The organism is Erythrobacter alti (assembly GCF_037996805.1).
Classification (GTDB): Bacteria; Pseudomonadota; Alphaproteobacteria; order Sphingomonadales; family Sphingomonadaceae; genus Alteraurantiacibacter; species Alteraurantiacibacter alti.
In genome coordinates this window covers 91584-117228 of sequence record NZ_JBBNAX010000002.1, presented here as the reverse complement: position 1 = coordinate 117228, position 25645 = coordinate 91584, and the positions used below count along the sequence as shown (strand labels likewise).

Genomic DNA, 25645 nt, shown 5'->3' with positions numbered 1-25645 from the left:
CGTGCCCCAAACTACAGTCCCGCCGATGCGGCCCCTCTATTCCCTTGCGCAACTGCTGCCGGGCCTGCTGTTCGCCCTCATGCTTTCCGCCTGCGCTCCAGGCGAGCCTGATGGTCCAACCGTGCTGGCACCATCGAGCATGCAGGAAGCATTGGAAGCGGTGGCGGATGCGTGGGAGGGCGATGGCCATGAACGTCCGGCACTTTCCTTCGCGGGGACAGCGGCATTGGTGCGGCAGGCGGAACGCGGGGCTCCGGCAGACATCATCATCACAGCCGATACCGCATGGATGGATTGGCTTGCCGAGCGCAATTTGGTCGAATCTGGAACGCGGCGGGTGCTTGTTGGCAATGCGCTTGTCCTGATCGCGGCCAGTCCGGCAGACAGCAAGGGTTCGATAACCGAAAGCTTGCGAGTGCTGGGCAGCGGGCGGCTGGCGATGGGCGATCCGCAATCTGTTCCGGCGGGCCGCTATGGTCGCGCGGCGCTGGGCGCGCTGGGCCTGTGGGACGCGATAATGGACCGTATAGTTCCAACCGAGAATGTCCGCGCCGCTCTTGCATTGGTAGAGGCTGGCGAGGCACGCTTCGGGATAGTTTATGCAACCGATGCGCAAGCATCCGGCAGCGTGCATATCGTGGATACATTTGACTTCCGCGACACGCCGGAGATTGTTTACCCCGCCGCCCGCTTGTCTTCTGCGCGGCACCCGCAAACCGATGCCTTCCTGCAGTTCCTTTCCAGCTCCACCGCGCACGATATCTATGCCGCTCACGGGTTTATCCCATACGAGATGGCGCCGTGATCCTCTCGACAGCCGAATGGGCGGTGATCGCCCTGTCCTTGCGGGTCAGTCTCGTTGCGGTGCTTGTGACGTTGCCGATTGCCTATGCGCTGGCATGGCTGATCGCCCGGCGGCGGTTTCCGGGAGGGATGCTGCTCGATGCGGCGATCCACTTGCCACTTGTGCTGCCGCCGGTCGTAACGGGTTGGCTGCTGCTGATCGTGCTGGGGCGTAATGGTCCAGTCGGCGCATGGCTCGAGGCGGCATTCGGGATCACCCTGGTTTTCAACTGGTTGGGAGCAGCCATAGCCGCGGCGGTCATGGCCCTGCCGCTGATGGTGCGCGCGATGCGCTTGTCCATAGAGGCGGTGGACCGGCGACTGGTCGGGGCGGCCCGGACGTTGGGCGCTTCACCTTTCAGGGCGTTCCTCACGATCACCCTGCCGCTCAGCCTGCCCGGCATTGCGGCGGGAGCAATGCTCGGCTTCGCCCGTTCGCTCGGCGAATTCGGCGCGACGATCACCTTTGCCGCCAACATCGAAGGACAAACGCGCACCTTGCCACTGGCAATCTATAGCGGGCTGCAGGTGCCGGGAAACGAGGATGCAGTCGCCCGACTTGCGGTGATCTCGATCATCCTGTCGCTCGGCGCGCTGATGGTCTCCGAATGGCTGGTCCGCCGCTCGCAAGGGAGCCGCGCACATGTCCTTTGATGTCGACATCGAGCTGACCTTGGGCGAGCGGCGGATCGCCTGTGCCTTTGCATCCGGCGCGAAATTGACGGCGCTGGTTGGGCCGTCCGGTGCGGGAAAGACGAGCGTGCTCAACGCCATCTCAGGCCTTCTCAAACCCAGCTCTGGCCGGATTGCGGTGGCCGGTAATTTCCTGTTCGATTCCAGTACTCACTGCGACATCGCGCCCGAAAAGCGGCGCGCGGGGTACGTGTTCCAGGACGCCCGCCTTTTCCCACACCTGCGAGTGGAGGGTAATCTGGCCTATGGTGAAAAGCTGGCGGCCCCTGCCGAGCGCTGGATAACGCGCAGCAATGTCACCGGATTGCTCCAGATCGAGGACCTGCTTGGGCGCTGGCCCGCCACCCTATCAGGCGGCGAGACCCGCCGTGTCGCTATCGCACGCGCGCTTCTCTCAGCTCCACGCTTCCTGCTCCTCGACGAACCGCTGGCCTCGCTCGACCCTGATCGTGCCGAAGCGCTTGCCTCGCTGATCGAACGGATACGCGATACTCTCGACATTCCTATCCTGCTGGTCAGCCATTCGGCAGACGAAGTCGACAGGCTGGCCGGTGAAGTGGTGAAACTTGACGCGCCGGATACCGACACGCCACAGGTCAGCTCCAGCACCGGAAGGCGAGACCTTTGAAAGAGACGAACCTGTACGACCTGCTTGTGATCGGCGGTGGTATCAACGGCGCGGGGATCGCGCGTGATGCTGCGGGACGCGGCGCGAAGGTCTTGCTGGTCGAAAAAGACGATCTCGCGCAGCACACCTCATCGTCCAGCACCAAGCTGGTGCATGGCGGTCTGCGTTATCTCGAACACTACGAATTCCGGCTGGTGCGCGAGAGCCTGATCGAGCGCGAGCGACTGCTTGCCATCGCGCCGCATATCATCTGGCCGTTGCGGTTCGTATTGCCGCATGACAAGGGTCTGCGACCCAAGTGGATGCTGCGGCTGGGGCTGTTTCTCTACGATCATATTGGTGGCCGCAAACTGCTTCCACCGTCGCAATCGGTGGATCTGACCCAGCCTCCGCATGACACCGTGCTGGAAGATCGCCTGACAAGCGGTTTCGAATATTCCGACTGCTGGGTCGAGGATGCACGGCTGGTTGTGCTCAACTGCATGGACGCGCGTGAACACGGAGCTGACATCCGTACCCATACCGAATGCACCGGACTCGAGCGCAGGGCAGATCGTTGGGTTGCGACCGTGCAGGACTTGGCTGGCACGCGGCAGGTCGAGGCGCGAACCGTGGTGAACGCTGCCGGGCCGTGGGTGGATGCGCTGCTCGGCAAGGCCATACCGGGCAAGGAACACGGCAATCTGCGGCTCGTCAAAGGCAGCCATTTGATCTTTCCGAGCCTGTTCGAGGGCGATCACGCCTACATCTTCCAGAACAAGGACAACCGCATCATTTTCGCCATCCCGTACGAGCGGGAATTCACGCTTGTCGGTACGACCGACAAGGCATTTTCCGGGGATGCTGGCGGGATTGCGATTTCGAACGAGGAGGCGGCCTATCTCTGCAAAGCGGTGAACGAGTATCTGCGCCGCGATGTCACGCCCGATGATGCTGTGTGGAGCTACGCCGGGGTGCGACCGCTTTATGATGACAAGTCCTCGAACGATTCCACGGTCACGCGCGATTATGTTTTCGAACTGGACAAGGATGGCGGCGCGCCGATCCTGTCGATCTTCGGGGGCAAGATCACCACTTATCGCAAGCTTGCCGAACATGCGATCGAGAAGCTCGGCTCGATAGGCGGGCAGGGCTGGACCGCGAGTGAGCCTCTTCCCGGCGGGGACATCGATCCGCAGGAATTCGATCAATTCGTGGCAGATCAGCGGGAGCGATACCCGTGGTTCCCCGCCAGCGGCGTGCTGCGATTGGCGCGCGCCTACGGGACGAGACTAGGCCGCATCCTTGGTGAGGCGCAGCGACTGGATGATCTGGGCGAACATCTGGGCGGCGACCTCTACGCGGCGGAGCTGGCATACCTTGTGCGCGAGGAGTTCGTGACCGGGGCAGACGACGCGCTGTGGCGGCGCAGCAAGCTTGGCCTGCATCTCGATGACGCAGCACAGTCGAGGATATCGCAATGGTTCGGAAGCCGCGTTTCAGTCGACGCCTAGCCAATACCGGATGATCATCGCGACCAGCCAGAGTGCTGTGACGCTACCAATCCAGATTGCGGCCATCCACGCGAGGCGCTTCCACAACGGGCCTTCGGGTTCTTCCGGCGCGGCCATCAGTGATAGCCTTCATCGTCCACCTTGCCGCGGAATACCCAATAGGCCCAGGCCGTGTAGGCGATGATCAGCGGCATCGTGATCATCACCCCGACCAGCATGAAGACCTGGCTGCGCTCGGGAGCGGCGGCATCCCAGATGGTTACGCCGGGCGGCACCACATAGGGCCACATCGTCACGCCAAGCCCTGCCATTCCGGAGAAGAACAATGCAATGGCAAGCCAGAACGGCTTGCTGTTACGGTCGCGCGTGATTGCGCGCACCATCGAGAATGCGATGGCGGCAGTCAGGATCGGCACGGGAGCGGCGAAATAGATTTCCGGTGCGGTCAGCCAGCGCTCGGCATATTCGGAATTGAGCGTGACGTTGTAGAGGCTCACCGCGCCCATCAGCACGATTGTTGCCACAGCAGCGCGCAAGGCGAGCTTGCGTGAATGCGCCTGGCCTTCTCCGTCCAGTTTCCAGATAAGCCACGTGCTTCCGAGAAGTGCATAGCCTGCAACAACCCCCAGGCCGCACAGCAGGGTGTAGGGCGTAAGCCAGTCGAACCAGCTTCCGGCGTACGCGCGGTCGACGACTTCGATCCCCTGTAGCAAGGCGCCCAGCGTCATCCCTTGCGCCATTGCCGCGACCAGCGAACCGCCCGAGAAGGCGAAGTCCCACAGCCGGCGGTGGTTCGGATCGCGCCAACGGTATTCAAACGCAACGCCCCTGAACACCAGCCCCAGCAGCATGGCAATGATCAGCGGATAAGTGGCGGGCAGGATCACAGCATAGGCAAGCGGGAAAGCGGCAAACAGCCCGCCTCCGCCAAGCACTAGCCATGTCTCATTGCCGTCCCACACCGGCGCGATGGAATTCATCGCCCGGTCGCGCTCCCGACCGACTTCGAAAGTCGGGAAAAGGATTCCGATGCCGAGGTCGAAGCCGTCCATCACAACGTAAGCGAAGACGGCGAAGGCGATGATGAAGGCCCAGATGACGGTAAGGTCCATCAAACGTCCTCCTCTTCGGTCGGCAAGGTCTCGTCATGGCCGGGGTTCTGCGTGGGGCCGGGCGTAATGCCGGCGGTGCGGATGGGTCCGGTATCGCCGCGTTTCACGCCGGTTTCGCCGCTGTGCGGCGGCTTGCTCATCAGGCGCAGGATGTACCACACGCCCACGCCGAATACCGCAAAGTAGACGAGGATGAAGGCGAGCAAGGATACTGCCACGGCGGGGGCGTCCAGCGGGCTGGCGGCATCGGCGGTGCGCAACAGGCCGTAGATCACATAGGGCTGGCGACCGACTTCGGTGGTGATCCATCCCGCCAGCACGGCAACAAAGCCCGAAGGCGCCATCACCAGCGCGGCGCGGTGCAGCCATGGCCAATCATACAGCCGCCCGCGGTAGCGCGCGAACAGGCTCCACAAGCCGATTCCCAGCATGGCAAAACCGATCCCCACCATGATCCGGAACGACCAGAAAACCGTGCCGACCGGCGGCTCTTCGTTATCCGGAATAGTATCCAGCCCGTCCATCGGCGCGTCGAAATCGTGGCGCAGGATCAGCGAGGACAGTTTCGGGATTTCGATCGCGTAGCGGACGGTCTTGGCCTCGCTGTCGGGGATGCCGAACAGGATCAGCGGGGCACCGTCTGGGTGGCTTTCGAAGTGGCCCTCCATCGCCATGACCTTGGCGGGCTGGTGATCGAGCGTGTTCAGCCCGTGCATGTCGCCTGCCACGATCTGCGCCGGGGTGACGATGGCCGCCATCCACATTGCCATCGAGAACATCTTGCGGGCGTGCGGGTCGGCCTTGTCCCTCAGCAAGTGCCAAGCGCCCACGCCGCCCACCACGAAGGCTGTGGTGAGATAGGCTGCCATCACCGTGTGCACGAGGCGATAGGGAAAACTGGGATTGAACACGATGTCCCACCAGCTTGGGCCGGGCAGGAACTGGCCGTTCGCGCCCATCTCGAACCCGGTTGGCGTCTGCATCCAGCTGTTGACCGACAGGATCCAAAATGCGGACACGAAGGTGCCGAAAGCGACCATCAAAGTGGCGGTATAGTGTAGCTTCTTGCCAACCTTGTTCATGCCGAACAGCATGACGCCGAGAAACCCTGCCTCGAGAAAGAATGCGGTCAGCACTTCATAGGCCATCAGCGGCCCGATCACCGGCCCGGCAAGATCGGAGAAGACCGACCAATTGGTGCCGAACTGGTAACTCATCACAATGCCCGAGACGACGCCCATGGCAAAGGCGATGGCGAAGATCTTGAGCCAGTATTTGAACAGGTCGAGATAGACCTGCTTGCCGGTCTTCAGCCACAGTCCTTCGAGCACGGCGAGGTAGCTTGCCAGGCCGATGGAGAATGCTGGGAAAAAGAAATGAAAGCTGATCGTGAAAGCAAACTGGATCCGGGCCAGCATCAATGCGTCGAGCTGTTCAAACATGACCGCGTCCTACACCTTTTCGAAGCCCAGTTTGTTGAATTGTTTGCACCGGCTGGCAGCGTCTAGATCATGCCCCGCGCCAGATAATGATCGACCGGCGGGGGTGGCTCTCCCGTGTCCCGCGAAACCTCGGCGAAAGCGCGGTCTTGCGACAGGAAGACCTTGCCGTTCAGATCCTCGAGGAAGTGCGTGCGCTTCAGCCTGTCCATGACGGGGCCTTTGACCTCGGACAAATGCAGCCCGATGCCGCCATCGCCGAGTCGATGATTGATCGCTTCGAGGCTTTCCAGCCCAGATGCGTCTACTTCATTCACCGCGCTGCACATCAGGATGACGTGACGCACGGCGGGGCGATCGGCGACCTGTTCCAGTACGAATTCCTCAAGCCAGCGGGCGTTGAGATAGGTCAGCGCCTCATCGACGCGGATCGACAGGACATGCGGCACGGTAAACACGTCGTGGCGGTCGACATTTCGGAAGTGCTCGGTTTCCGGGACACGGCCCACGATCGCTGCATGCGGTCGGCTAGCGCGCCAGAGATATAGCAACAGGCCGACGGCGACGCCTGCAATCACGCCGAGTTCGACCCCAGCGAGCAGGGTAATGCCGATTGTTGCGATATGCGCAGCGAAATCAGCCTTGGAATAGCGCCACAAGAGGCCCGGCGTCTTGAGATCGACAAGGCTCAGCACGGCAACGATGATCGTCGCGGCGAGCGTTGCGATCGGGAGCGAGAACAGCAGCGGCGTAAGGAACAGCGTGGCGAGTGCAATACCTACCGCAGTGTAGGCTCCGGCAGCAGGGGTCTGCGCCCCGGCATCGAAGTTTACCGCAGAGCGGGCAAAGCCGCCGGTGACCGGATAGCCGCCCGAAAAGGCGCTCGCGACATTGGCGGCTCCAAGCCCGATCAGCTCCTGGTCCGGCGAAATTCGCTGTCGCCGCTTGGCGGCCAAAGTCTGTGCGACCGAGACGCTTTCGACAAAGCCGATGATCGAGATCAGCAGCGCCGGCACCCACAGCTTTTCAATCAGCGCAAGATCTGTGGAGGGCAGGGCAAAAGGCGGCAGTCCTTGCGGGATTGCACCCACCAGATTTACCCCGCGTTCGCCCAGTCCGAAAGCCAGCACGGCGAGTATAGTGAGTGCGACTGCCAGCACTGGCCCAGCCTTCGCGATCATATCGGCAGGACGCTCCGGCAGTCCGAGGCGCTGCAAGGCTGGCTTCGCCCCCTTGCGCACCCAGAACAGGAACAGCGTGGCCGATACGCCAATCGCGAGGGTCCATATGTTGGTCTGGCCGATAGATTGCGCGAGCGATCCGAGCATGGCGGGCCAATTGTCGCCGCCTGCAGATATGCCGAGGATATGCTTCAGCTGGCTGGTCGCGATCAGAATGCCCGATGCGGTGATGAAGCCGCTGATGACCGGATGGGACAGGAGGTTGGCCAAGAAGCCCGCGCGCAGCAGGCCAAGGATCGCCAGCATGATGCCCGAAAGCGCGGCAAGGGTTATGGCCGCTTCAAGATAGGCAGCCGTGCCCTGATCGGCCACCGCGCTCGCCGCCGATGCCGTCATCAGGGAAATTACCGCTACCGGTCCCACCGCCAGCGTGCGGCTTGTGCCGAAAATCGCGTAAAAGACCAGCGGCAGGATCGACGCATAAAGGCCGACGACCGGCGGCAGGCCTGCCAGCAGGGCATAGGCCAGGCTTTGCGGGATGAGCATGATCGTGACGATCAATGCCGCCATGAGATCGTTCGACAGGACGTTTCGGTCGTATGTCCGGCCCCACTCGAGGATCGGAAAAAAGCGGGAGAGCATGATCAATTCGCCCTGATACTTATGACGCGGACTTATCTTTAGGGCTGGCGAGCCATTCCCGGCCCTTGAGCATGGCATTCCAGTAGACCCACGGCAGCACGTCGGCCTTCAATATCCATGACAAATGCTGCGGACGTGTGCCGTTGATCAGCCACTTGGGAAAGCTCGGCAGCAGCTTGCCGTCATATCCGAACTCGGCGAGCACGATCTTGCCGCGCTCGACGGTAAGCGGGCACGAACCATATCCGTCATATCCGGCCTTGGGGTTCTTGTCGCCGAGTTGGCGCAACAGGTTCACGGCAACGACCGGAGCCTGCTTGCGCACCGCTGCGGCAGTCTTGGCATTGGGCATTCCGCCCGCATCGCCAAGGCCGAAGACATTGTCGTATCGCACATGACGCAGCGTGTGCTGATCAACGTCGGTAAAGCCACTTTCGCCAGCCAAGGGACTGTCGGCGAGGAATTGCGGAGCAACCTGCGGGGGTACGACGTGCAGCATGTCGAAATCGCATGTCACCTCGCCAGCTTCGGTCGCAAAAGTTGCCTTTTGCCCCGAACCATCCACGGCAATCAAATTGCTGCCCAATTCCAGCGCGATGTCGTATTTCTCGACATAGTCCATCAAGGCGGGGACGTAGGCGGCAACTCCGAACAGCACTCCGCCCGCATTGCGGAACTCGACATCGATGTTGTCGAGGACACCGCTCCGCATCCAGTGATCGCAGGACAGATACATGGCTTTCTGCGGTGCCCCAGCGCATTTGATCGGCATAGGCGGCTGGGTAAAAATGGCCCGCCCCGATTTCAGGCTGCGCACCAGTTCCCAGGTGTAGGGCGCAAGGTCATATCTGTAATTGGAGGTGACACCGTTCTTGCCGAGCGCGTCTTCCAGTCCATCCACTTTTTCCCATGCGAGACGGATGCCCGGAGCAACGACAAGCGCATCGTAAGTTACGGCTGAACCGTCTTCCAGGGTGACCTGGTTGCGATCGGGCTGGAAGGAGACCGCGGACTGCTTGATCCATGTCACGCCCGCAGGCATGACGCTTTCCATCGTGCGACGCGTTTCTTCCGCCTTGAAAATACCACCACCGACCATGGTCCATCCCGGTTGGTAGGAATGGGTATCTGCAGGTTCGACGATAGCAATATCGAGATCGCTGCGGCGTTTGAGCAGGGATGATGCCGTGGCTATACCGGCTGCGCCGCCCCCGATGATCAAGACTGTGTGCGAAGCGGGCATGGCGGGTCTCCAGTCGGTTTCAGGTGAGCGTGTCGCGCATCGGGCTCAGGTCGTAGCCAGCAGCTTTGGCACGGTTCAGGCGCTCGGATGGCGATAGGTTGTCCGGATTGGCCAGCGTGTCCAGCGTGATGCTGCGCGTGCCGGATCGGCAATAGGCCAGAACCGGCCCTTCGGCCTCTTGCCTGACCTTGCGGAAGGCGGCGATGGAAGCGTCGGGAAATGCACCGCCAGCGACCGGGATATGATGAAACGCAAGCCCCGCAGCCTCGGCGGCGGCACGAATCTGGTCTACCGGTGGTTGCCCCGGCTCCTCGCCATCGGGGCGATTGCAGACCACGGTAACGAACCCGCGATCGGCCAGGGCGGAGAGATCCTCCTGCTGGATCTGGGGGGCCACCGCAAATTCTGGCGAGACAGCGCGAACGTCCATCAGCCGCCCCTTTCCGTGAGCCGGATAAGCCACATGCCTGCCAGCATTGCGGCCACGAAGATTGCGGCGGATGCAGGCTTTATCGCAAGCGCAGCGACACCTGGGCCCGGACATAGACCTGCGATACCCCAGCCAATGCCGAACAGTGCCGAGCCGCCGATCAGCTTGCCGGTCAGGTCTCGGCGCGTGGGCAGGGTGAATGCGTCAGCGAACAAGGGACGCGCCATGCGCGGCTGGAACAGCCATGCAATGGCCATGACGATCACCGCGCCACCCATCACGAAGGCCAGCGTCGGATCCCATTCGCCGAAGATATCGAGGAAACCGCGTACTCGCGCAGGTTCGGTCATTCCGCCCAATGTCAGGCCGGCACCGAAAAGAATTCCCGCGAGGAGGACGGGCCATTGGCGAATGCTCATCGCAGCACCTCCAGCCCGAGGGCATTCATGATGGCAACAGTCGCGATGCCGGCAGCCATGAAGGTAGCGGTCGCCACGAGAGAGCGCGGTGACAACCGGCTCATCCCGCAAACGCCGTGACCGCTGGTGCATCCGCTGCCAAGCTTGGTTCCTGCCCCGACAATCAATCCCGCGATGATTAGCGTCAATGGACTTGCAAAGATCGGGTCGAAGCTGCCTTTGACTGCAACCACCAGAAGGGCGCCGAGCGGCAGGCCAAGCAGGAACAGCCACGCGCTCGATTTCGGCATGCTGGAGTCGCTAATGCCGGTGGCGCGTCCTGCGATTCCGGAGACACCCGCAATGCGGCCCATTCCGAGCAACATGAGGGCTGCGGCGAGGCCGATCAAAATACCGCCGCCGAGTCCTGCAAGCGGCATGGCGTCAGGAAATCCCGGCAAGAGTAGCAAGGGAAGGGTCATACGGCATTCACCGGGATCTTGATGTAGCTCACTCCATTATCCTCCGGTTCCGGTAGGCGACCGCCGCGGATATTGATCTGCACCGATGGCATGATCAATTCGGGCATCGCCAAGGTAGCATCTCGCGCCGTGCGCATGGCGACAAATTCGTCCTCGGTGACGCCGTCCTTCACATGGACATTGCCTTCACGCTGTTGCTTTACGGTGGTTTCCCATGCGTACTCCTCGCGGCCCGGTGCCTTGTAATCATGGCAGAGGAACAGGCGCGTTTCATCCGGCAAGGACAGTAAGCGACGGATCGACTGATACAATTGCCGCGCGTCGCCACCGGGGAAATCGGCACGCGCGGTACCGAAATCGGGCATGAAGATCGTGTCGCCCACGAACGCGGCATCGCCGATGATGAAGGCCATGTCTGCGGGCGTATGACCGGGCACATGCAGCGCAATTGCCTCGATGCCCCCTAGTTCGAAAGTGTCGCCATCGGTGAACAGCATGTCGAATTGAGAGCCGTCGCGTTCGAAATCGGTACCGGCATTGAACAGTTTGCCGAAGACTTCCTGCACACGGGTGATACCTTCACCAATGGCCAGCTTTCCGCCCAGCCTGTCTTGCAGATAGGGCGCGGCGGAAATGTGATCGGCGTGTGCGTGGGTCTCGATCAGCCACTTCACTTTCAGATTATTAGAAGTAACATACTCTATAATGAGATCAGCTGATCCGTGTGAGGTCCGCCCTGACGCGGCTTCATAATCGAGTACCGAGTCGATGATCGCAGCCTCGTTGGACTGCGGATCGCTGACAACGTAGCTGACGGTATTCGTGGCCTCATCGAAAAATCCCGCAATTGTCGGGCGCAAGGCCTTGGAATCGCGTGCGCGGATTATCTGGTCTGTTGCTGCCTGGAGGGTTTCGTCTGGACGACTCATGCGTCATCTCCCTGTGATTACATAAAATATGTATATGTATTGCCTTTGATCTGTCAAGGTGTATATCTATCGAAATGGACCCGAACGGCACATCGATCAGCCCCCTGCGCATCGGCGACACGCCGCCGGATTTCGAGGCCCGTAGTACTGTTGGTCCAGTCCGGTTCTCGTCCTACCGGGGGCGCTGGCTCATCTTGTTGTCCCACCCAGCCGATTTCACGCCCGTGTGCACGACCGAGTTCGTGGAGCTGGCGAGGCAGGAGCCTGAATTTGCCAAGCGCGACTGCGCCCTGATGGCTCTTTCGGTCGACAGCCTGTTCTCGCACTACGCCTGGCTGCGGCTGATCAAGTCGCGCTTCGATGTCGAAGTACGCTTTCCTATAATTGAAGATCCCACACTCGTTATCGGGCGGGCATTCGGGATGGTCGCGCCAAAGGACAATGACAGTGCTACTGTCCGCACCACATTCTTCATCGACCCCGCAGGGACGGTCCGCGCGACCACCTGCTATCCGTCCAATGTCGGACGCTCGATCCCCGAGATGCTGCGCATGCTCGATGCACTGCAGGCGATTGACGAGAAGGGTGGCCTTGCGCCCGCAAACTGGACACCGGGGTCCCCGCTCATGCAAATTCCTGAAAACGATCTCGATGCCGTGTTTGGCGCGGCAGATGATACCGGCTGGTTCCTGAAAGACCTGTCGGAAGGGCGCGGCTCATGACTGACGTTCTGATTGACCAGTTCAAGGCCATTGCCCATCCGCTGCGCTATCGAATCCTGCAGGCACTTACCGCTGGGGAACGCAATGTCGGCGAAATAGAGGCGGCTGCGGGTATCGGCCAACCTGCATTGTCACAACAGCTGGGCGTGCTTCGCAAGGCAGATCTCGTCGAAACACGCAAAGAGGCAAAGCTGGTCTATTACCGCTTGGCGCATGAGCAGTTTGCGAGATTGTCGCAGGAAATAGGCGCCTTCGCTCCGAAAGAACTTGAGGCTGGAGACCGACCAGCGAGGTCCGATGGTGCAGCTAATTTCGCCCGGATATATTGATCGGACAGTCCCGTATTGCGTCGGCCATCACGCGATCACCACGGCCCATCAAACCGTAACTGCCGCCGGTTGAACCATCGAGCGTGACCTCTCAAATTGGTCAGACCAATGGCCCTATATGGTAATACCAATTGGCTGCGAAGGGTGACTGACGCAGACTGCGCCAGAATGGCGTGAGGAAAAAGCCAAAAATGGCTCAATCGCGGGCGCTTCAGCCCCGCGTTGACCTCGAATACGCTTCACCAAGCGCATTTTTATCAAATTTGACGATGTGTGGCAAAATTAGAACAAGACGCCAAATTGCAGGATAATTTGCGTTGTAAAACAGCGCATTCTCAAAATCATGCATACATGACTACAATCTTGACAAGGTCAAAGTAGCAGGGGATGGCCGCTTTTTCAACCCGTCCATTTGCGCAAATTGGTTTGCGTCATTGGGCGACCAATATACATACCAAGCCGAATCACAAACGTGGGAGAAGGTTAATGGGTTATTGGTTTGGCGCAGGCCGCGCCGGGATTCGTCCTGTGCGCTTGGCATCTCAATTGCTTGCCGGAACGGCGATTGCCGTGTTGGCAATCCCGGCGGCGGCACAGGCTCAGGATCAATCCGAGCAGAGCGATCAGGCGGACAGCGATTCCAACACGATTGTCGTGTCGGGTATCCGTGCGACGATCCAGGATTCTATCAGCACCAAGCGCGACAACGATTTGATCATCGATGCGCTGAGCTCGGATGAAATCGGCGACCTGCCGGCACTTTCCATCGGTGAAGCGCTCGAAACGCTGACCGGCGCTGGTTCGCACCGCGAGCAGGGTGGCGCGACCGAAATTTCGATCCGCGGCCTCGGCCCATTCCTTGGCTCCACCGTCATCAATGGACGAGCTGCATCCAATGGCAGCGGTGACCGCTCGGTCAACTTCAGCCAGTTTCCGTCCGAACTGTTCAGCACGGTCGGAATCTACAAGACCCAGTCTGCCAGCCTGATCGAAGGCGGTGTTGCAGGCCAGATCGTGCTCGAGACGGTGCGACCGCTCGATTACGGCCGCACACGCATCCAGGGTGAGCTGAAGGTAAATTACAACCCGCAGAACTTCGACATCGACGAAGACCAGCGTTTCCAGGACCTCGGATATCGCGGCACTGTGAGTTATGTAGACCAGTATGAACTGGGCGATTTCGGCGAATTAGGCATTTCGCTGGGCTTCTCGCGCAACGAGCAGACCAACCCCGAGCAGGAAGCCAATGTCAGCAACACGGTCAATTACTGTCTGAACGATCCGAGCAATACGAGCGTTGGCGTCTACGACGATAACAACTGCGACTCGCCGCGGCCCAGCATGGCCGGGACCGAAGATTTCGTCATCGCCCAGAACAGCTATTCGTACCGCCAGAACATCACTGACGATACGCGCGATGCCATCTTTGCGGCCTTGCAGTACCAGCCTTCGCCGACCGCCGACATCAACATCGATTTCCAGCATTCGAAGCGCACTTTCCGTGAGATGCGCAACGATCTGAATTTCTCCGAAGGGCGCCGCATCGATGGTGCGAACGAGGTCAACACCAATACCTTCATTCCAGGCTACCCGCTGATCGTTGGCGAGTTCGGCGACCTGTTGCAGTTCACCGGCGAAACCAGTGTAGAGACAAACAGCGAATATCTCGTCCGTTCGGAAGAGTATTATGGTGGTGGTATCTCACTGGATCTGGAGCTAGGCGACCGCCTGACCGTGGGCACGGATGTTTCCTATTCCGAGACCCAGCGTATTGAAACAGGCGTGCAGATCCGCCAGCGCATCCGCGACCAGCTGGATATCTTCGGCAATCCGGCAGGCTACCCGCGTGCTCGTGAAAGCGATTTCACCAATCCGAACAGCAACAGCAATACATCGGACGACCGGATCGAAACCGCCTATCTGATCCGCCAGAACGGGTCCGAAACGCTCAATTTCGTGGTGCAGGAATTCGACCCCAACCGTCACGACCTGTTCCGTGACAACGCCCGTCTGCGCAACGATCTGGAGCAGGATCGCTTCAACTCGATCCTCGCCGTGCGGGCCGACGCAAGCTACGAAATGGATGGCTTCTTCTCGTCCTTCGAAGCTGGCGGCCGATACCAGCGCCTGATCTATCGCGATGTGCCGGGTGCGGCGACCGGCACCAGCCGGTTCGAGAATGTCTACAGTAATGCGGCTCTCGCTACTGCCAACCAGGAATGTCGTACGCCGTTTCCGGAAAGCGGATTCATGTCATCGGTCAATGGTGGCAATGACCTCATCACCATCGTTGACACTTCGGGCAATGTAATCGGTTCGACCAATACCTTTGCAACATTCAACGCAATCTGCCTCGCGCAGGTTCTTGAGCGCGAAAATCCGACTGGCCAGTTGTCTTTTGACGAGGACGGTGTGGCGGTTGCGCCAAGCGGCGACTTCGACTCGATCCAGAACTCCGATGTCACCGAGCACACCTACGCCGGCTATCTGCAAGCCAATTTCGAAAGCGCAATCGGGGACACTCCGATCAGGGGTAATCTCGGTGTGCGCGTGATCAGGACAGATGTGGCCTCGCGTGGCTTCCGCGGGCAGCTGAATGCAGTTTTCGATGGAACGACCGGTGAACTGACCGATATCGTCGAAGACCAGTCGTCGCTGTCTACGGTTGTTGGCGAAAGCTCCTACACGACCGTATTGCCGAGCTTCAACCTCACCGCAGAATTGACTCCGGACCTGCTGGGCCGTGTCGCGGTCTTCCGGGCGCTGTCGCGGCCTGATCCGTCGAACCTTGGTTATGGCCGCACGTTCAACGCGCTTGTCGATGACGGATCGCCGGTGTTCTCGGTCGCCGACGCGGTCGGCACCGCCAACGCCACCGGCAACCCGTTCACCGATCCGCTGCTGTCGTGGAACTTTGACGCCGCACTCGAGTGGTATCCCGATCCTGACTCGATCCTTGCAGTCGGCGGCTATTACAAGAGCTTCAACGGCGGGTTCGAGACCATCGGCCGGTTCGAAACCTTCACCGTCGATGGTCAGGATCTCGAAACGCTCGTCACCACGGTCAACACGAGTGACGACACTTCGACGATCTACGGCGTTGAAGTGACCGCATCGCACCGTTTGAGCTATCTGCCGCAGCCGCTCGATGGCCTGGGTTTCAAGGTAAGCTACAATTTCGCAGACACCGATTTCGAATTCCAGGACGATACGCTGGGGGCGATCACGACGGTCAATGCCGACGGCAGCACGAGTGTCAGCGAAGCGTTGATCCCGCCGGCTGGCCTGTTCGGTTTCTCGCGTCACGTGCTCTCTGCACAGGCGTTCTACGAGATCGGCAATTTGGAACTGCAGGGCGTCTACAAGTATCGTAGCCGCTACTTCCAGCAGTTCGTATCGACCCCGGGCCGTGTGCGTTACACGGACGACACCGGCGTTTTCGAAGCGCGTATTTCCTATGCGCTCAATCGTAACGTGCGTTTCTCGCTTGAAGGTCTGAACCTCTTCGACGAACCGCGTACGGACTTGCGACCCACCGAAGACGGCTTCAGTGCGATCTCTGTCTACGGACCGCGGTATTACGCGGGCGTCCGGGTACGCTTCTAAAAAATCGCAGGTGCGCCGCCAATAAAACAGCGGCGCACCTGTCATTTTCGATCCATCAGGATGGTATCCAGCCACCTCACCCGGTGAGAGATGATGCAATCGAGACTCTACCTCAAAGTCGCGGAACAGATCCTCGCATACATCGCCGAGAAGAACCTTCCGGCCGGCGCGTTCCTGCCAAACGAACGGAAGTTTGCGGAAATGCTCGCGGTCAGTCGCTCGACGGTGCGCGAAGCAGAGGTGGCTCTCGAATCGGCGGGATGGATCACTATAAACAGGGGCAGGGGCAGGACCGTGGCCGCCACGTTCAGACCTGAAATCGACCCATTGAAAGATCTGGACGAGTTGGAATTGCTTGAAGCGCGCAGCGTGGTCGAGTCCGGCGCGGCTGCGCTGGCTGCTCACAACATTACGCAAGAGCAATTAGCCACCTTGGCCGAGCTGATGGAATATGCGACCGGCGCGGATTGGGAACATGCCCGTCATTCACAACAGGTCTTCTACCAGACACTGGCGGCAGCAACCGGAAATGTCGCTTTGACGCGTTCGATCGACCATTTGATCCACGCCTATTTCAAGGCCGCGAGCCTTGTTCCCGATCATGACGGGCAAGTTGCTTATCTTCAATTGGTGAAGCGGGGCTTCTCGGATGTGATTTCAACCATGACCGATCATGATCCGGCTGGTGCGCGCAAGGCAATGCGCAGCCATTTCTACGATATTCTGACGTTCCGCCTCGATTGCATGGAGCGGGAAGCCCTCGCTGCTACGCGTGCGGCGAGCGCGCGAGAGCGTGAGCGGTTCCTCATGCAACACTAGCTGGGTTGTTGCTGTCGCAAGCAACGTCTCCACCATCACAATGGCAGATTCATTGAAAGGTAGTGGTGTCGCTTAGAGGATTCGAACCTTGACCCGGACTTTACGAAACCTTGGAAGAGGTTCTTGAAAAGCGCGCAATAACGACAACCCTATCGCAACCGCGTTGATCTTTACACCATGGCTTAGCCAGAGGCCTGAGCGTCGAGGCAACTGTCGCCATGTTGGAAATCGACCAAACCTCGCAACTTTTCGTTCCAGCGTGGATCGTGAAAGGGAAGTTTGTCGATCAGCAAGCGATAACGAGCGCGTTGGCTGTCAAGCAACTTTGCGCGCGCTTGCGAGGCTTCGTCCCAACGACCCATCGCACTTAGTGATGCGGTTTCCATTAAATGGGCAAAAAGGAATCTCGGATGTGTGGTCTGGGCGCGCAAAGCGACCTCCTGTGCCTCTTCATAACGCTCCAGCATCCAGTATGTCATGGCCAGTCCACCAAGATAGACAAAGCGGATTGGATCGAGCGGCGTCAGAAACAATGCATGATGCTGAGGCTCAAGCGCGGCTTCAGGGTCGCCGAGGAGTGCATATGCTTTCCCAAGGCGTGAAAATGCAGTCCCACAGCTGGGGTCCAGTTCAATGGAAAATTTCAACTGCTCGACGGCATTTGGGCCGATCTGCCTCCACGTGTCGAGGACACCCTCAAGAAGAGGGCCCCGGGCGTCGGCTGGGTTGGCGCGGATTGCGGCGCCAACAAATGGCATGAGATGCGAAGAATCTTTAGGATCGCTTCCCGAAGCCCAGTGCTTCGCCAACTCCAAATGAGCGCGCAGCATGATCAATTCGTCATGTTCTGGGTTTATTTCTTCTGCTCGTTTTGTGAGCCTGTCAGCTTCATCAAGCGATTTTCGGGTTGCCTGGTTGAGAAGGAACCGGATCCTCCAATTAAGATCGTTGATATGATCTTCCCGAAACCTTTGCTCCGACACGAAACGGCGCTGTTGGCAATTGTCGTAAACTACACTCAGGCAATTTGCCGCCCGTTCAATTTCGGCGCGCAAAAGACCACCTTCGATGTTGCCCTTGAAGGTTCGCGTGCTGCTCCAACGTACGATCCCACCAGGCATTTCCAGCAATCTGAAATTAACTGTAGATTCGCTGCGGGTCGCCACAACCTCGGTGTTGACGAGATAACAGCCCTCAGATTTGTCGGAATTCGTTTCACTCGAATCCTCTGCTCCACCTAGCTCGAAGCCTGACCCGGCCGACACAACCGGAAGCCATCGTATTCGCGAGAGGCGATCTGAAATTAAGCTGCCAACTCGAGTTGCAAGTGACTTCGCTGATGACGTCTCCGTGAGCGAAACAGTCGGCATGACGATCAATCGCGAACTTGAGAGTGGTGCCAATTTCGATGCAGCTGAGGGAAGAGCTGCGGACTTCGCGCCGAGATTATCCTTCAGAAAAGCCCGTGTTTCCCGAAGCCAGTCTTCAAACCCTTCTTCATTCGCAAGGTCCAGGCCCTCGCAGAATTCACCTTGGTTCTCGTGACAAATGTCATCTCGGACGTCGATGTAGATGTCTTCGTGTGCAAGGATAACTCTGCGCGTATCGGTGCGAATCAGATCCAGTCCGTGTTTCGCCAGAACCTTGCGGAGATTTGACAACTCTCTTCGAAAGCTACTTTGCGCCTGTTTCTGCGCGCGGGACCCCCACAACATCTGCTGTAACCATACGCGAGAGCACTCGTAGCGATCTGCAGTCGCGAGACCAGCCAGAAGAGCCATAGACTTCCTGCTGGTAATCTCGATCTGCTCACCTCCGGCAGTCTCCAACCTTGGCGGTCCTAACAAATAGAACCGCGCCTTAATATCGCTACGCACAAAACTCCCCCCTGCCGAATAATCAGCATAATTTATTCTATGTGGAGCGCGACCTCCCACTGCGTGGCCCCCCAGTCCGCAGCTTCATCTATCTGATATTAGGCCTAGTTAACCTTTTTCACAAACGGAAGCAAAATTCTGGAGATAGAAGAATTTTTCACGGTTTTGGATCGTTTCACGAGCGCCAACGGAGCGATTTGAGAGCGACGGCTGGCTGATAGCCGCCCTGGAAACCCCGTGGCATCCGCCAAGGGGGGGAAATCAATTTCTCTAAATAGTCTAGGGGCCTTATATGCTTACGAAGAAAACTCAGCTGGCACTCGGCGTTGCAAGCGCGGCGCTCGTTTCCGGTATCTCTACACCCGCGATGGCGGCCTGCGATGTCGATGGCTCGAATGTAACCTGCACAGCAGATAGTACAGCTGCAGAAGTAAATGCCGCCCTTGCTGCTGCAGGCGGTAGCGATGTTACTTTGGAAATAGTTACGGATGCCAACGTTACTCAGCCCGGCTCAACGGTATTCGTGCCTCAGCAAGGTGAAGTCGCGGTCCAGAACGACGGCGACGTGGGCACTGATGCGGCGCGGGTGGGCGTCTTGTATTTCGGTGACACCGCAAGTGCCGCCAATACTTTCGATCTCGCGAACACCGGTCTGATTTCAGATCGAGTGGAAGTCTACAACGTCGGCGGGGACATGACCTTCTCGAACAGCGGGATGTTGGGTAACGGCATTTCTGTTTTCACAAGTTCGGAAGGCAATATCTCATTCACCAGCACCGGCGATATCGACAGCGACTTCAATCCGGCGGTCGAACTTAGCACGCGCGGTGACATCGACGTTCAGATAGATGGCGATGTCGGTACCGCGGCAACGGCCACAGATGCGTCCGATTTGAGGGATGTGAACCTGTTTTCGCAGCAGTTTGTTTCGTCGCCCACCGAAACAACGACAGAAACGGTAGGCACGACAACCACTACGACGACGACTTCTGGCTTTACCATTGAAGGTGGTGCAATCGCAGTCGCGCTCGGCGCGGATGCTAACACCGGCCGCATCCTGGCTGTCGGCAATGGCGATGTATCCGTCGATATCGATGGTGCGGTTGGCTCAAGCACCGAAGTTGACGAAGTTCAGGCGTTCTCAGGTGGAACCGATCAGGTTCGTACGCAAATCAGCGTCAGCGATGGAACCGATTCAAGCTTCTCTGACACCACCGAGACTACCGCTACTGGTGGACGGGCTGACGTCAATGTCGGCGCAACCGGTACTGTCAGCGGCACGATCAACGCCTCAGGATTCGAGGGTGCTGAAGTTTCAATCGATGGTGTAGTTGGCAATGCCGATACGCCTGCCAATGTCTTCGTAAATTCTTCTGGTAGCGATTCCCTGACGGTGAACTCCGGTTCCACAGTTGGAACTGTCAGTACATCCACATTTGAAAGCAGCAACACCAACGTAGGCGGCGTTGCAGCTGTTTCCGTTGGGGAAACGGGTGCCATAACCGGCGGCGTGAGCGCCAACGGTGTTGGCGGCGCGGACGTGAGTGTTGATGGCACTGTCGGCCTTGCTGACAACACTTCATTCATCGACGCCAATTCCTCGTACACAGATACTGCATCCGAACAGGAAAGTGTGTTTGACAGTGCGACGGGCGAAAACTCGTTCACGTTCGAAAACTCATCGCAATCAACAGGTGGAGATGCGTCTGTTTCCATTGGCGACGCTGGCGTAGCCAATGCGTCGGTCAGTGCTTTTGCCAACGGTGACGCATCAGTCAGCAATGCCGGTACAGTCACCCAGTCTGTATTCGCGACTTCGCAGGGCACTGCTTCGTCGAACGGCCAGACCTCTACGAATGACGGTGCAGGAAACAGCACTTTCAGCAGCTTCTCGCAGTCAGAAGATACAGGCGGCAACGCATCGGTCGATAACGCAGCAGGCGGTCTGATCGGTCTTGATGCAAATTCACCGATTACAGTCGCGGCCAATGGCGACGCATCGGCGACTGTCACCAATGCGGGACGTATCAACGGCAATGTCGATGTCTTCGCAGAAATGAGCATGAACGACCGCTTCAATGCGTCCAGCTTTACCTCTTCTACGGACGCTGCCACCGGTGTTGTCACGTCGGTATCGGAAAGTTCGAACGGAAATTCGTTCACAAATCTGGGCGGCGATGCTGAGTTTGCCAACGCTGCTGGCGGATTGGTGACAGGATCTGTCTCCGTGCGTGGAGCTGGCAGCGCCAGTGTTACCAATGAAGGTGCGGTAATTGGCACGACCTACGCCGAAAGCCGGGCTTTCGACACTGAATTTGCTTCGGAATCGCTGACCACCAATGTGTTCGTGCCCGGTGTTGATGGCGGCAGAACCATTACGACGGACAATTCCTCCAGCTACAGTGAAGCCACGAGTGGCGGCGACGTAACGGGTGTGTATGCCGGCACCAATGGCGCGGTGCAGTTCGCACCTCCATTCGGCGGCGCGAGTGATGGTTCGGTTACGCAATCTGCCAATGGCGACAGCTCGGCAATTGTTAGCGGAACGATTTTCGGCAGCTTCAATGGAAATGCTTCTGGAAATGAATACTCCTGGAATTATGTGAATTCGCAGGAATCGGTGTTTGATGCAGATGGCGACCAGCGCAGCTTCAACCGGTCTTATGTCTATGACGAGACCAATACACAGTCGGACAGCAATTCCACACTCGTCGTTGACGGTGGTCTGATTACCGGAAGCGCCTCCCTCTATGCGACAGGTTCGGCAGATGCGCAGATCGGCAATGGGGGTGAGATCGAAGGTAATCTCTCCGTCACCGCACAAGGTTTTGGCGGATACGATTATTCCGAGACTTACGATGTCGCAGTAGAATACGATGAAGACGGTGTCTTCGTGGGCAGGTCCGAAGACTATTCCCGCGAACTGCAGCGTTTCGTAAATGATGGCGATGTGTCTGTCGCGATCGGCGAGGGCACAGTGGGTGGATCGGTCTTCCTGAACGGCGCTGGCGGTTCCAACACATTCTCGCTCTCGCAGGAAGGTACGGTCGGCGGCCAGGTCTCGCAGACAAGCCAATATTCCGCTTACGGTTTCACGCAGACAACGCTCACCGATGTTATTGCCGGGGCGACTGGCAACGTCACAGTCCAGGACATCGACTATTCGGAAACGAATACGGCGTCGGGCGGTGATGTTTCGGCGTTGGTCGAGGGCACGATTGGTGTCGGCGATCAGGACCCGTTGGAATATGGCGATGTCTCCGGTGCCGGTGGCAACAGCCTGTCGCTCTTCACCGATGCCGGCAACGCCGATGCAACGGTTACTGGACAGGTGCGAAATGGCATCAGCGTTCGCGCTTCCGGTAGCGATACCAGCTACGATTATCAGCAGACCAGCACGAACGGTGTAGTCACAGCATATTCGGAACAGCGTTCGACCCAGGCAACAGGCGGTACTGCCAGCCTAGTTGTAGATGCGAGTGATCGCGATGTTCCGGCCAATTTCGGCGACGTCGTTGTTATCGGTCGCAGCGGTTCGTCCGTTGATATCGGAGCCGACAGCAGTGTGCTGGCTTCGACCAATGGCGGATATATGCAGGTTGGCGACTACTTCTCGGATACGACGTCCACCCGTGACGACATGTTCACCGGCACGAGTGTGACCGGTCGGATGTCGACCTTCACTTCGACGATTGTCGGCGGGGATAGCTCGCTCGTTAATAACGGACGCATTGGTTACGACGGCGGCGCATCATTCAATGGGGATGACTCGTTCGTTCTCGTGCTGAGCCCGACTTCTGCTGAGGCGACTAACAACGGTGAACTCTACGGCTCCATCGCAGTGGAATCCTTGTTCGAGGATTATTCCGAAAGCAGGACTTCTTCCGAGATCGGGGAAATCACACAGGTCGACGTCACGGATCGCACTTATGCAGCCAACGGCGGCTCAGCTACGCTGACAAACAACGGCCTAGTTACCGGCGATGCGTCTGTAGCCGCGGTTGACGGTCTTGTCGTAAACAACGGCGTGCTTCGCGGTGATCTGACCCTGGGTGCAAGTGTCGACAATTACACGACGCAGTCCACCGATACCTTCACCCAGCTTGGCGAAGAGGAAGTGCTCGATCTCGCAGCCGCTCTTGAGCAGGGTTACGCCGTCGAACAGAACGGCCTTCTTGGCGGAACGATCTTCGTCGAAGGCGCATTCGGTAACATCGACGACAGTGTGCAAACGAGCAACATCGTGGCCGATATCGATCTGAACGCAGGTTCGGTAACCGGTGGCGGCGTGATCGCTGAGTATGACGAGGAAACCGGTGAGCGTTTCACCATGACCAATGTCAATCTCAACGGCTCGGGATATCTCGGCTTGGGTGAGACTGCGATCGACCAGCTCGGCGACTCCTTCGGCGACGTTGATCCACAAATTGCTCTTATGGGTGATCTGTGGAGTTACGCTGGCGGCGCTCGTGTCCTGGGTGTCGATACGGTTACCAAAACCGGAAGTGGCGTGTTCCTGATCACAGGCACGGACTTCGCTCCCGCCAGCAACACCAACAGCACTGCGGATTACACTTTCGACGTAGGGACTTTCGCCATCACCGGTGGTGAAATCCAGTTGGCGACAGCATCCGACGGCGTTTTCGGGATCCGCGGTAATACGAGCAACCAGGGCAGCCTGGTTCTCGGATCGCGTGTTACCTTGCCTGCGCCGCTGTTCGGTACCAACGCGTCTGTCAGTGCAATTGACGGGGTCGAGGTTTACCAGAACGGAAACTTCGTCCAGTCCGGCAGCGGTACTTTGACCCTTGGGATTACCCCAACACTCGTCAGAGTGACCGATCCGGCATTCTCCAGTGTAAGCTTGTCGACCAACCCGTTGGCCGTGCAGGAGATCCCACTGGGTTCTGGATTGTTCACGACGCCTGAGCATGCGTTCGGTCAGGCCTTTGCTGACCTTGGCACAAGCTTCCTGACTGTGGACGGCGACCTGAATCTTGGAGGAACCGTGCAACTGGTTTCGCCAACCGGTGGCCTGTTCACCGATGGGCAAACCGTAGACATCGCCAGCGTTTCCGGCTCGGTTACGGCCAATGCTGGTGTGGTTGTGAATTCGGCGTCCAACTTTGTCACTTTCGATCTCGCTACCCGCAATGAAGGCGGGCGGACCATTGTGTTCGCTAGCGCTGACCGCGCGGGCTTCGAAACAGTAGGGGACAATCAGAATTCGATCGCAGCTGGTACAGCGCTTAGTCAGGCGCTTCCGGACGTTGTTGCTACGATCCGCGCTGGCTCGGCCGGTGGGATCGGAGCCAATGGCAACGCGTTCGTTCTGGCTCAGGACCTGGCCAACATCTTCGTTGCGTTTGATACTCTGCTGACAGAGGCAGAAGTTACCACTGCGCTTAACGAACTTGCTTCGGGTGAGTTCTACGGTTCGCTCACGACACTGGAGACAACCGCTCCTTTCGTCGATGCGATCAGCACACGGCGCGTCCCGCAGGGTGCCAGCGGGTTCAACGTCTGGTTCGCACCTTCGGGCGATTTTGTTGAGATCGAAGGTGACTCTGCAGTCGGTTCAAGCGACATCGATGCCGACAATTACGGTGGCTCCGCCGGCTTCGGTGTAGCAACGGGCAATGGTGAGATTGGCCTCGGCTTTGGCTATGGCCGGATCGATGCAGATGCTCGAGGCGGATTGCTGACAACGCAAGCTGACACCTGGATGGTTGGTGCCTACCTCAATCACGCCATTGGCAACTTTGGCGTGGGTGCTGATCTGGTTTACGGCTGGACCGATTGGAATGCGTCGCGTGTCATGCCGACCATGTCGCGTACCGCTTTTGCCGAATTCGACAGTACTGAACTGCGTGGCGATCTGCGGGTCGATTATACGTTCGATTTCGGGGGTGGCTGGGTTGCTCCTTTCGGACAGGTATCGTTCCGCAAATTCGATCTCGATGGTTTCACAGAAGAAGGTGCGGGCGCTGTCTCGCTGGTGGTCGGAGGGGCAGACGAAACTTCGTTCACCCCAACACTTGGCCTCAAGGCAGGCACGGCTTTCCAGACCGGTCTGGCAACCCTACGTCCAGAACTGACTGTGTCCTATAGCTTTGACGACGACTACAGCACGCATCGTGACGTTGCCTTCCTTGGCGCACAAGGGAACAGCTTCCGTCTGCAAGGAGTCGATCCGGAAGGTTACTTCACAATTGGTGCAGGCCTGTTTGCTGACATCGCGGCAAACTCGGGCGCGTTCCTGCGCGGTAGCTATTCAACCGGCGGCAATCTGGACATCGCAGGAGTCAACGCTGGTGTGACCATCGGCTTTTAATCGACTGACTGACAATGAGAATGCGGGGCCTTCGGGTCCCGCATTTTCGTACCTGCCAAATTATATTGCAGATCAAATCAATAAGACTTCACGTCCCACGCTCGCCTGATATCCGAAAAGGGCTGGCGAGCTTGGTTTGTGAATGGGCGACAACCCTACCGAAAGCTTCCCAAGCAGGACCCAAACGCGCAACCAGCCGAACGGCCTTTCAGCCGCAAGCTTCGAAGTTCACTACTGGAAGTGGTGGTGCCGCTTAGAGGATTCGAACCTCTGACCCCATCATTACGAATTCAAGTCAGCGACCAAGAAAAAACATATGATCTCAGATATATACTATGATCGCTTTGCGGCCTTTTGTGGGTTACCCAAGGGCCACCCAAAGCCGTCAGTTTGTTAGTCAGATCATTTTCCTGACCAAAGCGCATTGGCTCGATTAATGAATGGT

The 25645-nt window shown here is 58.5% G+C and carries 19 protein-coding genes; 9 read left to right on the top strand and 10 right to left on the bottom strand.

All coding sequences use genetic code 11. The features are described from left to right. Nucleotides 1-25: 25 nt before the first annotated feature. The 4 genes from modA to glpD are packed head-to-tail and all read left to right on the top strand — an operon-like array spanning nt 26 to nt 3657. Nucleotides 26-805: a molybdate ABC transporter substrate-binding protein gene (gene modA, locus AAC850_RS03990; protein ID WP_340587329.1), complete on the top strand. Its 780-nt coding sequence runs from the start codon at nt 26-28 to the stop codon at nt 803-805. Further along, a complete protein-coding gene (modB, locus tag AAC850_RS03985) occupies nt 802-1497 on the top strand; it encodes a molybdate ABC transporter permease subunit (RefSeq protein WP_340587328.1) in 696 nt (231 codons plus the stop codon). Before modA ends, modB begins: the two co-directional genes overlap by 4 nt. After that, nucleotides 1487-2164 (top strand): ATP-binding cassette domain-containing protein, encoded by a 678-nt coding sequence (locus AAC850_RS03980; RefSeq protein ID WP_340587327.1) that lies wholly within the window; start codon nt 1487-1489, stop codon nt 2162-2164. Before modB ends, AAC850_RS03980 begins: the two co-directional genes overlap by 11 nt. Next, on the top strand, nt 2161-3657 hold the full coding sequence (gene glpD, locus AAC850_RS03975; protein WP_340587326.1) for a glycerol-3-phosphate dehydrogenase: 1497 nt from the start codon (nt 2161-2163) through the stop codon (nt 3655-3657). The genes AAC850_RS03980 and glpD overlap by 4 nt, the downstream gene beginning before the upstream one ends. Here glpD and AAC850_RS03970 read toward each other — a convergent pair. From AAC850_RS03970 to AAC850_RS03930, 9 genes are all read right to left on the bottom strand, one after another. Continuing rightward, nucleotides 3643-3774: a DUF2474 family protein gene (locus AAC850_RS03970; RefSeq protein ID WP_340587325.1), complete on the bottom strand. Its 132-nt coding sequence runs from the start codon at nt 3772-3774 to the stop codon at nt 3643-3645. The genes glpD and AAC850_RS03970 overlap by 15 nt on opposite strands. Then, nucleotides 3774-4769 carry a cytochrome d ubiquinol oxidase subunit II gene (gene cydB / locus AAC850_RS03965; protein WP_340587324.1) on the bottom strand — a complete coding sequence of 332 codons (996 nt, stop codon included), beginning with the start codon at nt 4767-4769 and terminating at the stop codon, nt 3774-3776. The genes AAC850_RS03970 and cydB overlap by 1 nt, the downstream gene beginning before the upstream one ends. Continuing rightward, nucleotides 4769-6211 (bottom strand): cytochrome ubiquinol oxidase subunit I, encoded by a 1443-nt coding sequence (locus AAC850_RS03960; protein ID WP_340587323.1) that lies wholly within the window; start codon nt 6209-6211, stop codon nt 4769-4771. Before AAC850_RS03960 ends, cydB begins: the two co-directional genes overlap by 1 nt. A gap of 62 nt (nt 6212-6273) precedes the next feature. Continuing rightward, nucleotides 6274-8031, bottom strand: a complete 1758-nt coding sequence (locus AAC850_RS03955) for a SulP family inorganic anion transporter (protein WP_340587322.1) — start codon at nt 8029-8031, stop codon at nt 6274-6276. Nucleotides 8032-8050: 19 nt separating this feature from the next. After that, nucleotides 8051-9274 carry an NAD(P)/FAD-dependent oxidoreductase gene (locus tag AAC850_RS03950; protein WP_340587321.1) on the bottom strand — a complete coding sequence of 408 codons (1224 nt, stop codon included), beginning with the start codon at nt 9272-9274 and terminating at the stop codon, nt 8051-8053. A 19-nt stretch (nt 9275-9293) separates the two neighbouring features. Continuing rightward, nucleotides 9294-9704, bottom strand: coding sequence for a protein tyrosine phosphatase family protein (locus AAC850_RS03945; RefSeq protein ID WP_340587320.1), 411 nt, complete (start codon nt 9702-9704; stop codon nt 9294-9296). Next, nucleotides 9704-10123, bottom strand: a complete 420-nt coding sequence (locus tag AAC850_RS03940) for a DUF6691 family protein (RefSeq protein WP_340587319.1) — start codon at nt 10121-10123, stop codon at nt 9704-9706. The genes AAC850_RS03945 and AAC850_RS03940 overlap by 1 nt, the downstream gene beginning before the upstream one ends. After that, a complete protein-coding gene (locus tag AAC850_RS03935) occupies nt 10120-10542 on the bottom strand; it encodes a YeeE/YedE family protein (RefSeq protein WP_340587318.1) in 423 nt (140 codons plus the stop codon). The genes AAC850_RS03940 and AAC850_RS03935 overlap by 4 nt, the downstream gene beginning before the upstream one ends. A 38-nt stretch (nt 10543-10580) precedes the next feature. Further along, nucleotides 10581-11513, bottom strand: a complete 933-nt coding sequence (locus tag AAC850_RS03930; protein WP_340587317.1) for an MBL fold metallo-hydrolase — start codon at nt 11511-11513, stop codon at nt 10581-10583. A gap of 74 nt (nt 11514-11587) precedes the next feature. Between AAC850_RS03930 and AAC850_RS03925 the strand changes: the two genes are divergently transcribed. The 4 genes from AAC850_RS03925 (at nt 11588) to AAC850_RS03910 (ending at nt 16989) form a co-directional block, all read left to right on the top strand. Next, on the top strand, nt 11588-12235 hold the full coding sequence (locus AAC850_RS03925; protein WP_340587316.1) for a peroxiredoxin: 648 nt from the start codon (nt 11588-11590) through the stop codon (nt 12233-12235). Next, entirely contained in the window at nt 12232-12564 is a 333-nt protein-coding gene (locus AAC850_RS03920; protein WP_340587315.1) for an ArsR/SmtB family transcription factor, read from the top strand. Before AAC850_RS03925 ends, AAC850_RS03920 begins: the two co-directional genes overlap by 4 nt. A gap of 486 nt (nt 12565-13050) precedes the next feature. After that, on the top strand, nt 13051-16170 hold the full coding sequence (locus AAC850_RS03915; protein WP_340587314.1) for a TonB-dependent receptor: 3120 nt from the start codon (nt 13051-13053) through the stop codon (nt 16168-16170). 90 nt (nt 16171-16260) lie between these two features. Then, the gene (locus AAC850_RS03910) at nt 16261-16989 is read left to right on the top strand and encodes a FadR/GntR family transcriptional regulator (protein ID WP_340587313.1); all 729 of its coding nucleotides are present in this window, start codon (nt 16261-16263) and stop codon (nt 16987-16989) included. 182 nt (nt 16990-17171) lie between these two features. Here AAC850_RS03910 and AAC850_RS03905 read toward each other — a convergent pair whose 3' ends face one another. Further along, the gene (locus tag AAC850_RS03905) at nt 17172-18818 is read right to left on the bottom strand and encodes a hypothetical protein (RefSeq protein WP_340587312.1); all 1647 of its coding nucleotides are present in this window, start codon (nt 18816-18818) and stop codon (nt 17172-17174) included. 340 nt (nt 18819-19158) lie between these two features. Between AAC850_RS03905 and AAC850_RS03900 the strand changes: the two genes are divergently transcribed. Next, nucleotides 19159-25200, top strand: a complete 6042-nt coding sequence (locus tag AAC850_RS03900; RefSeq protein WP_340587311.1) for an autotransporter outer membrane beta-barrel domain-containing protein — start codon at nt 19159-19161, stop codon at nt 25198-25200. The last annotated feature ends 445 nt before the right edge of the window (nt 25201-25645 follow it).

Coding starts and splice junctions, on each gene's coding strand:
- AAC850_RS03980 (WP_340587327.1), top strand. CDS start 1,487: ATGTCCTTTGATGTCGACATCGAGCTGACCTTGGGCGAGCGGCGGATC.
- AAC850_RS03935 (WP_340587318.1), bottom strand. CDS start 10,542: ATGCCGCTTGCAGGACTCGGCGGCGGTATTTTGATCGGCCTCGCCGCA.
- cydB (WP_340587324.1), bottom strand. CDS start 4,769: ATGGACCTTACCGTCATCTGGGCCTTCATCATCGCCTTCGCCGTCTTC.
- AAC850_RS03940 (WP_340587319.1), bottom strand. CDS start 10,123: ATGAGCATTCGCCAATGGCCCGTCCTCCTCGCGGGAATTCTTTTCGGT.
- AAC850_RS03955 (WP_340587322.1), bottom strand. CDS start 8,031: ATGCTCTCCCGCTTTTTTCCGATCCTCGAGTGGGGCCGGACATACGAC.
- AAC850_RS03910 (WP_340587313.1), top strand. CDS start 16,261: ATGATGCAATCGAGACTCTACCTCAAAGTCGCGGAACAGATCCTCGCA.
- modA (WP_340587329.1), top strand. CDS start 26: ATGCGGCCCCTCTATTCCCTTGCGCAACTGCTGCCGGGCCTGCTGTTC.
- AAC850_RS03900 (WP_340587311.1), top strand. CDS start 19,159: ATGCTTACGAAGAAAACTCAGCTGGCACTCGGCGTTGCAAGCGCGGCG.
- AAC850_RS03925 (WP_340587316.1), top strand. CDS start 11,588: ATGGACCCGAACGGCACATCGATCAGCCCCCTGCGCATCGGCGACACG.
- AAC850_RS03970 (WP_340587325.1), bottom strand. CDS start 3,774: ATGGCCGCGCCGGAAGAACCCGAAGGCCCGTTGTGGAAGCGCCTCGCG.
- AAC850_RS03915 (WP_340587314.1), top strand. CDS start 13,051: ATGGGTTATTGGTTTGGCGCAGGCCGCGCCGGGATTCGTCCTGTGCGC.
- AAC850_RS03960 (WP_340587323.1), bottom strand. CDS start 6,211: ATGTTTGAACAGCTCGACGCATTGATGCTGGCCCGGATCCAGTTTGCT.
- AAC850_RS03920 (WP_340587315.1), top strand. CDS start 12,232: ATGACTGACGTTCTGATTGACCAGTTCAAGGCCATTGCCCATCCGCTG.
- AAC850_RS03930 (WP_340587317.1), bottom strand. CDS start 11,513: ATGAGTCGTCCAGACGAAACCCTCCAGGCAGCAACAGACCAGATAATC.
- AAC850_RS03950 (WP_340587321.1), bottom strand. CDS start 9,274: ATGCCCGCTTCGCACACAGTCTTGATCATCGGGGGCGGCGCAGCCGGT.
- AAC850_RS03945 (WP_340587320.1), bottom strand. CDS start 9,704: ATGGACGTTCGCGCTGTCTCGCCAGAATTTGCGGTGGCCCCCCAGATC.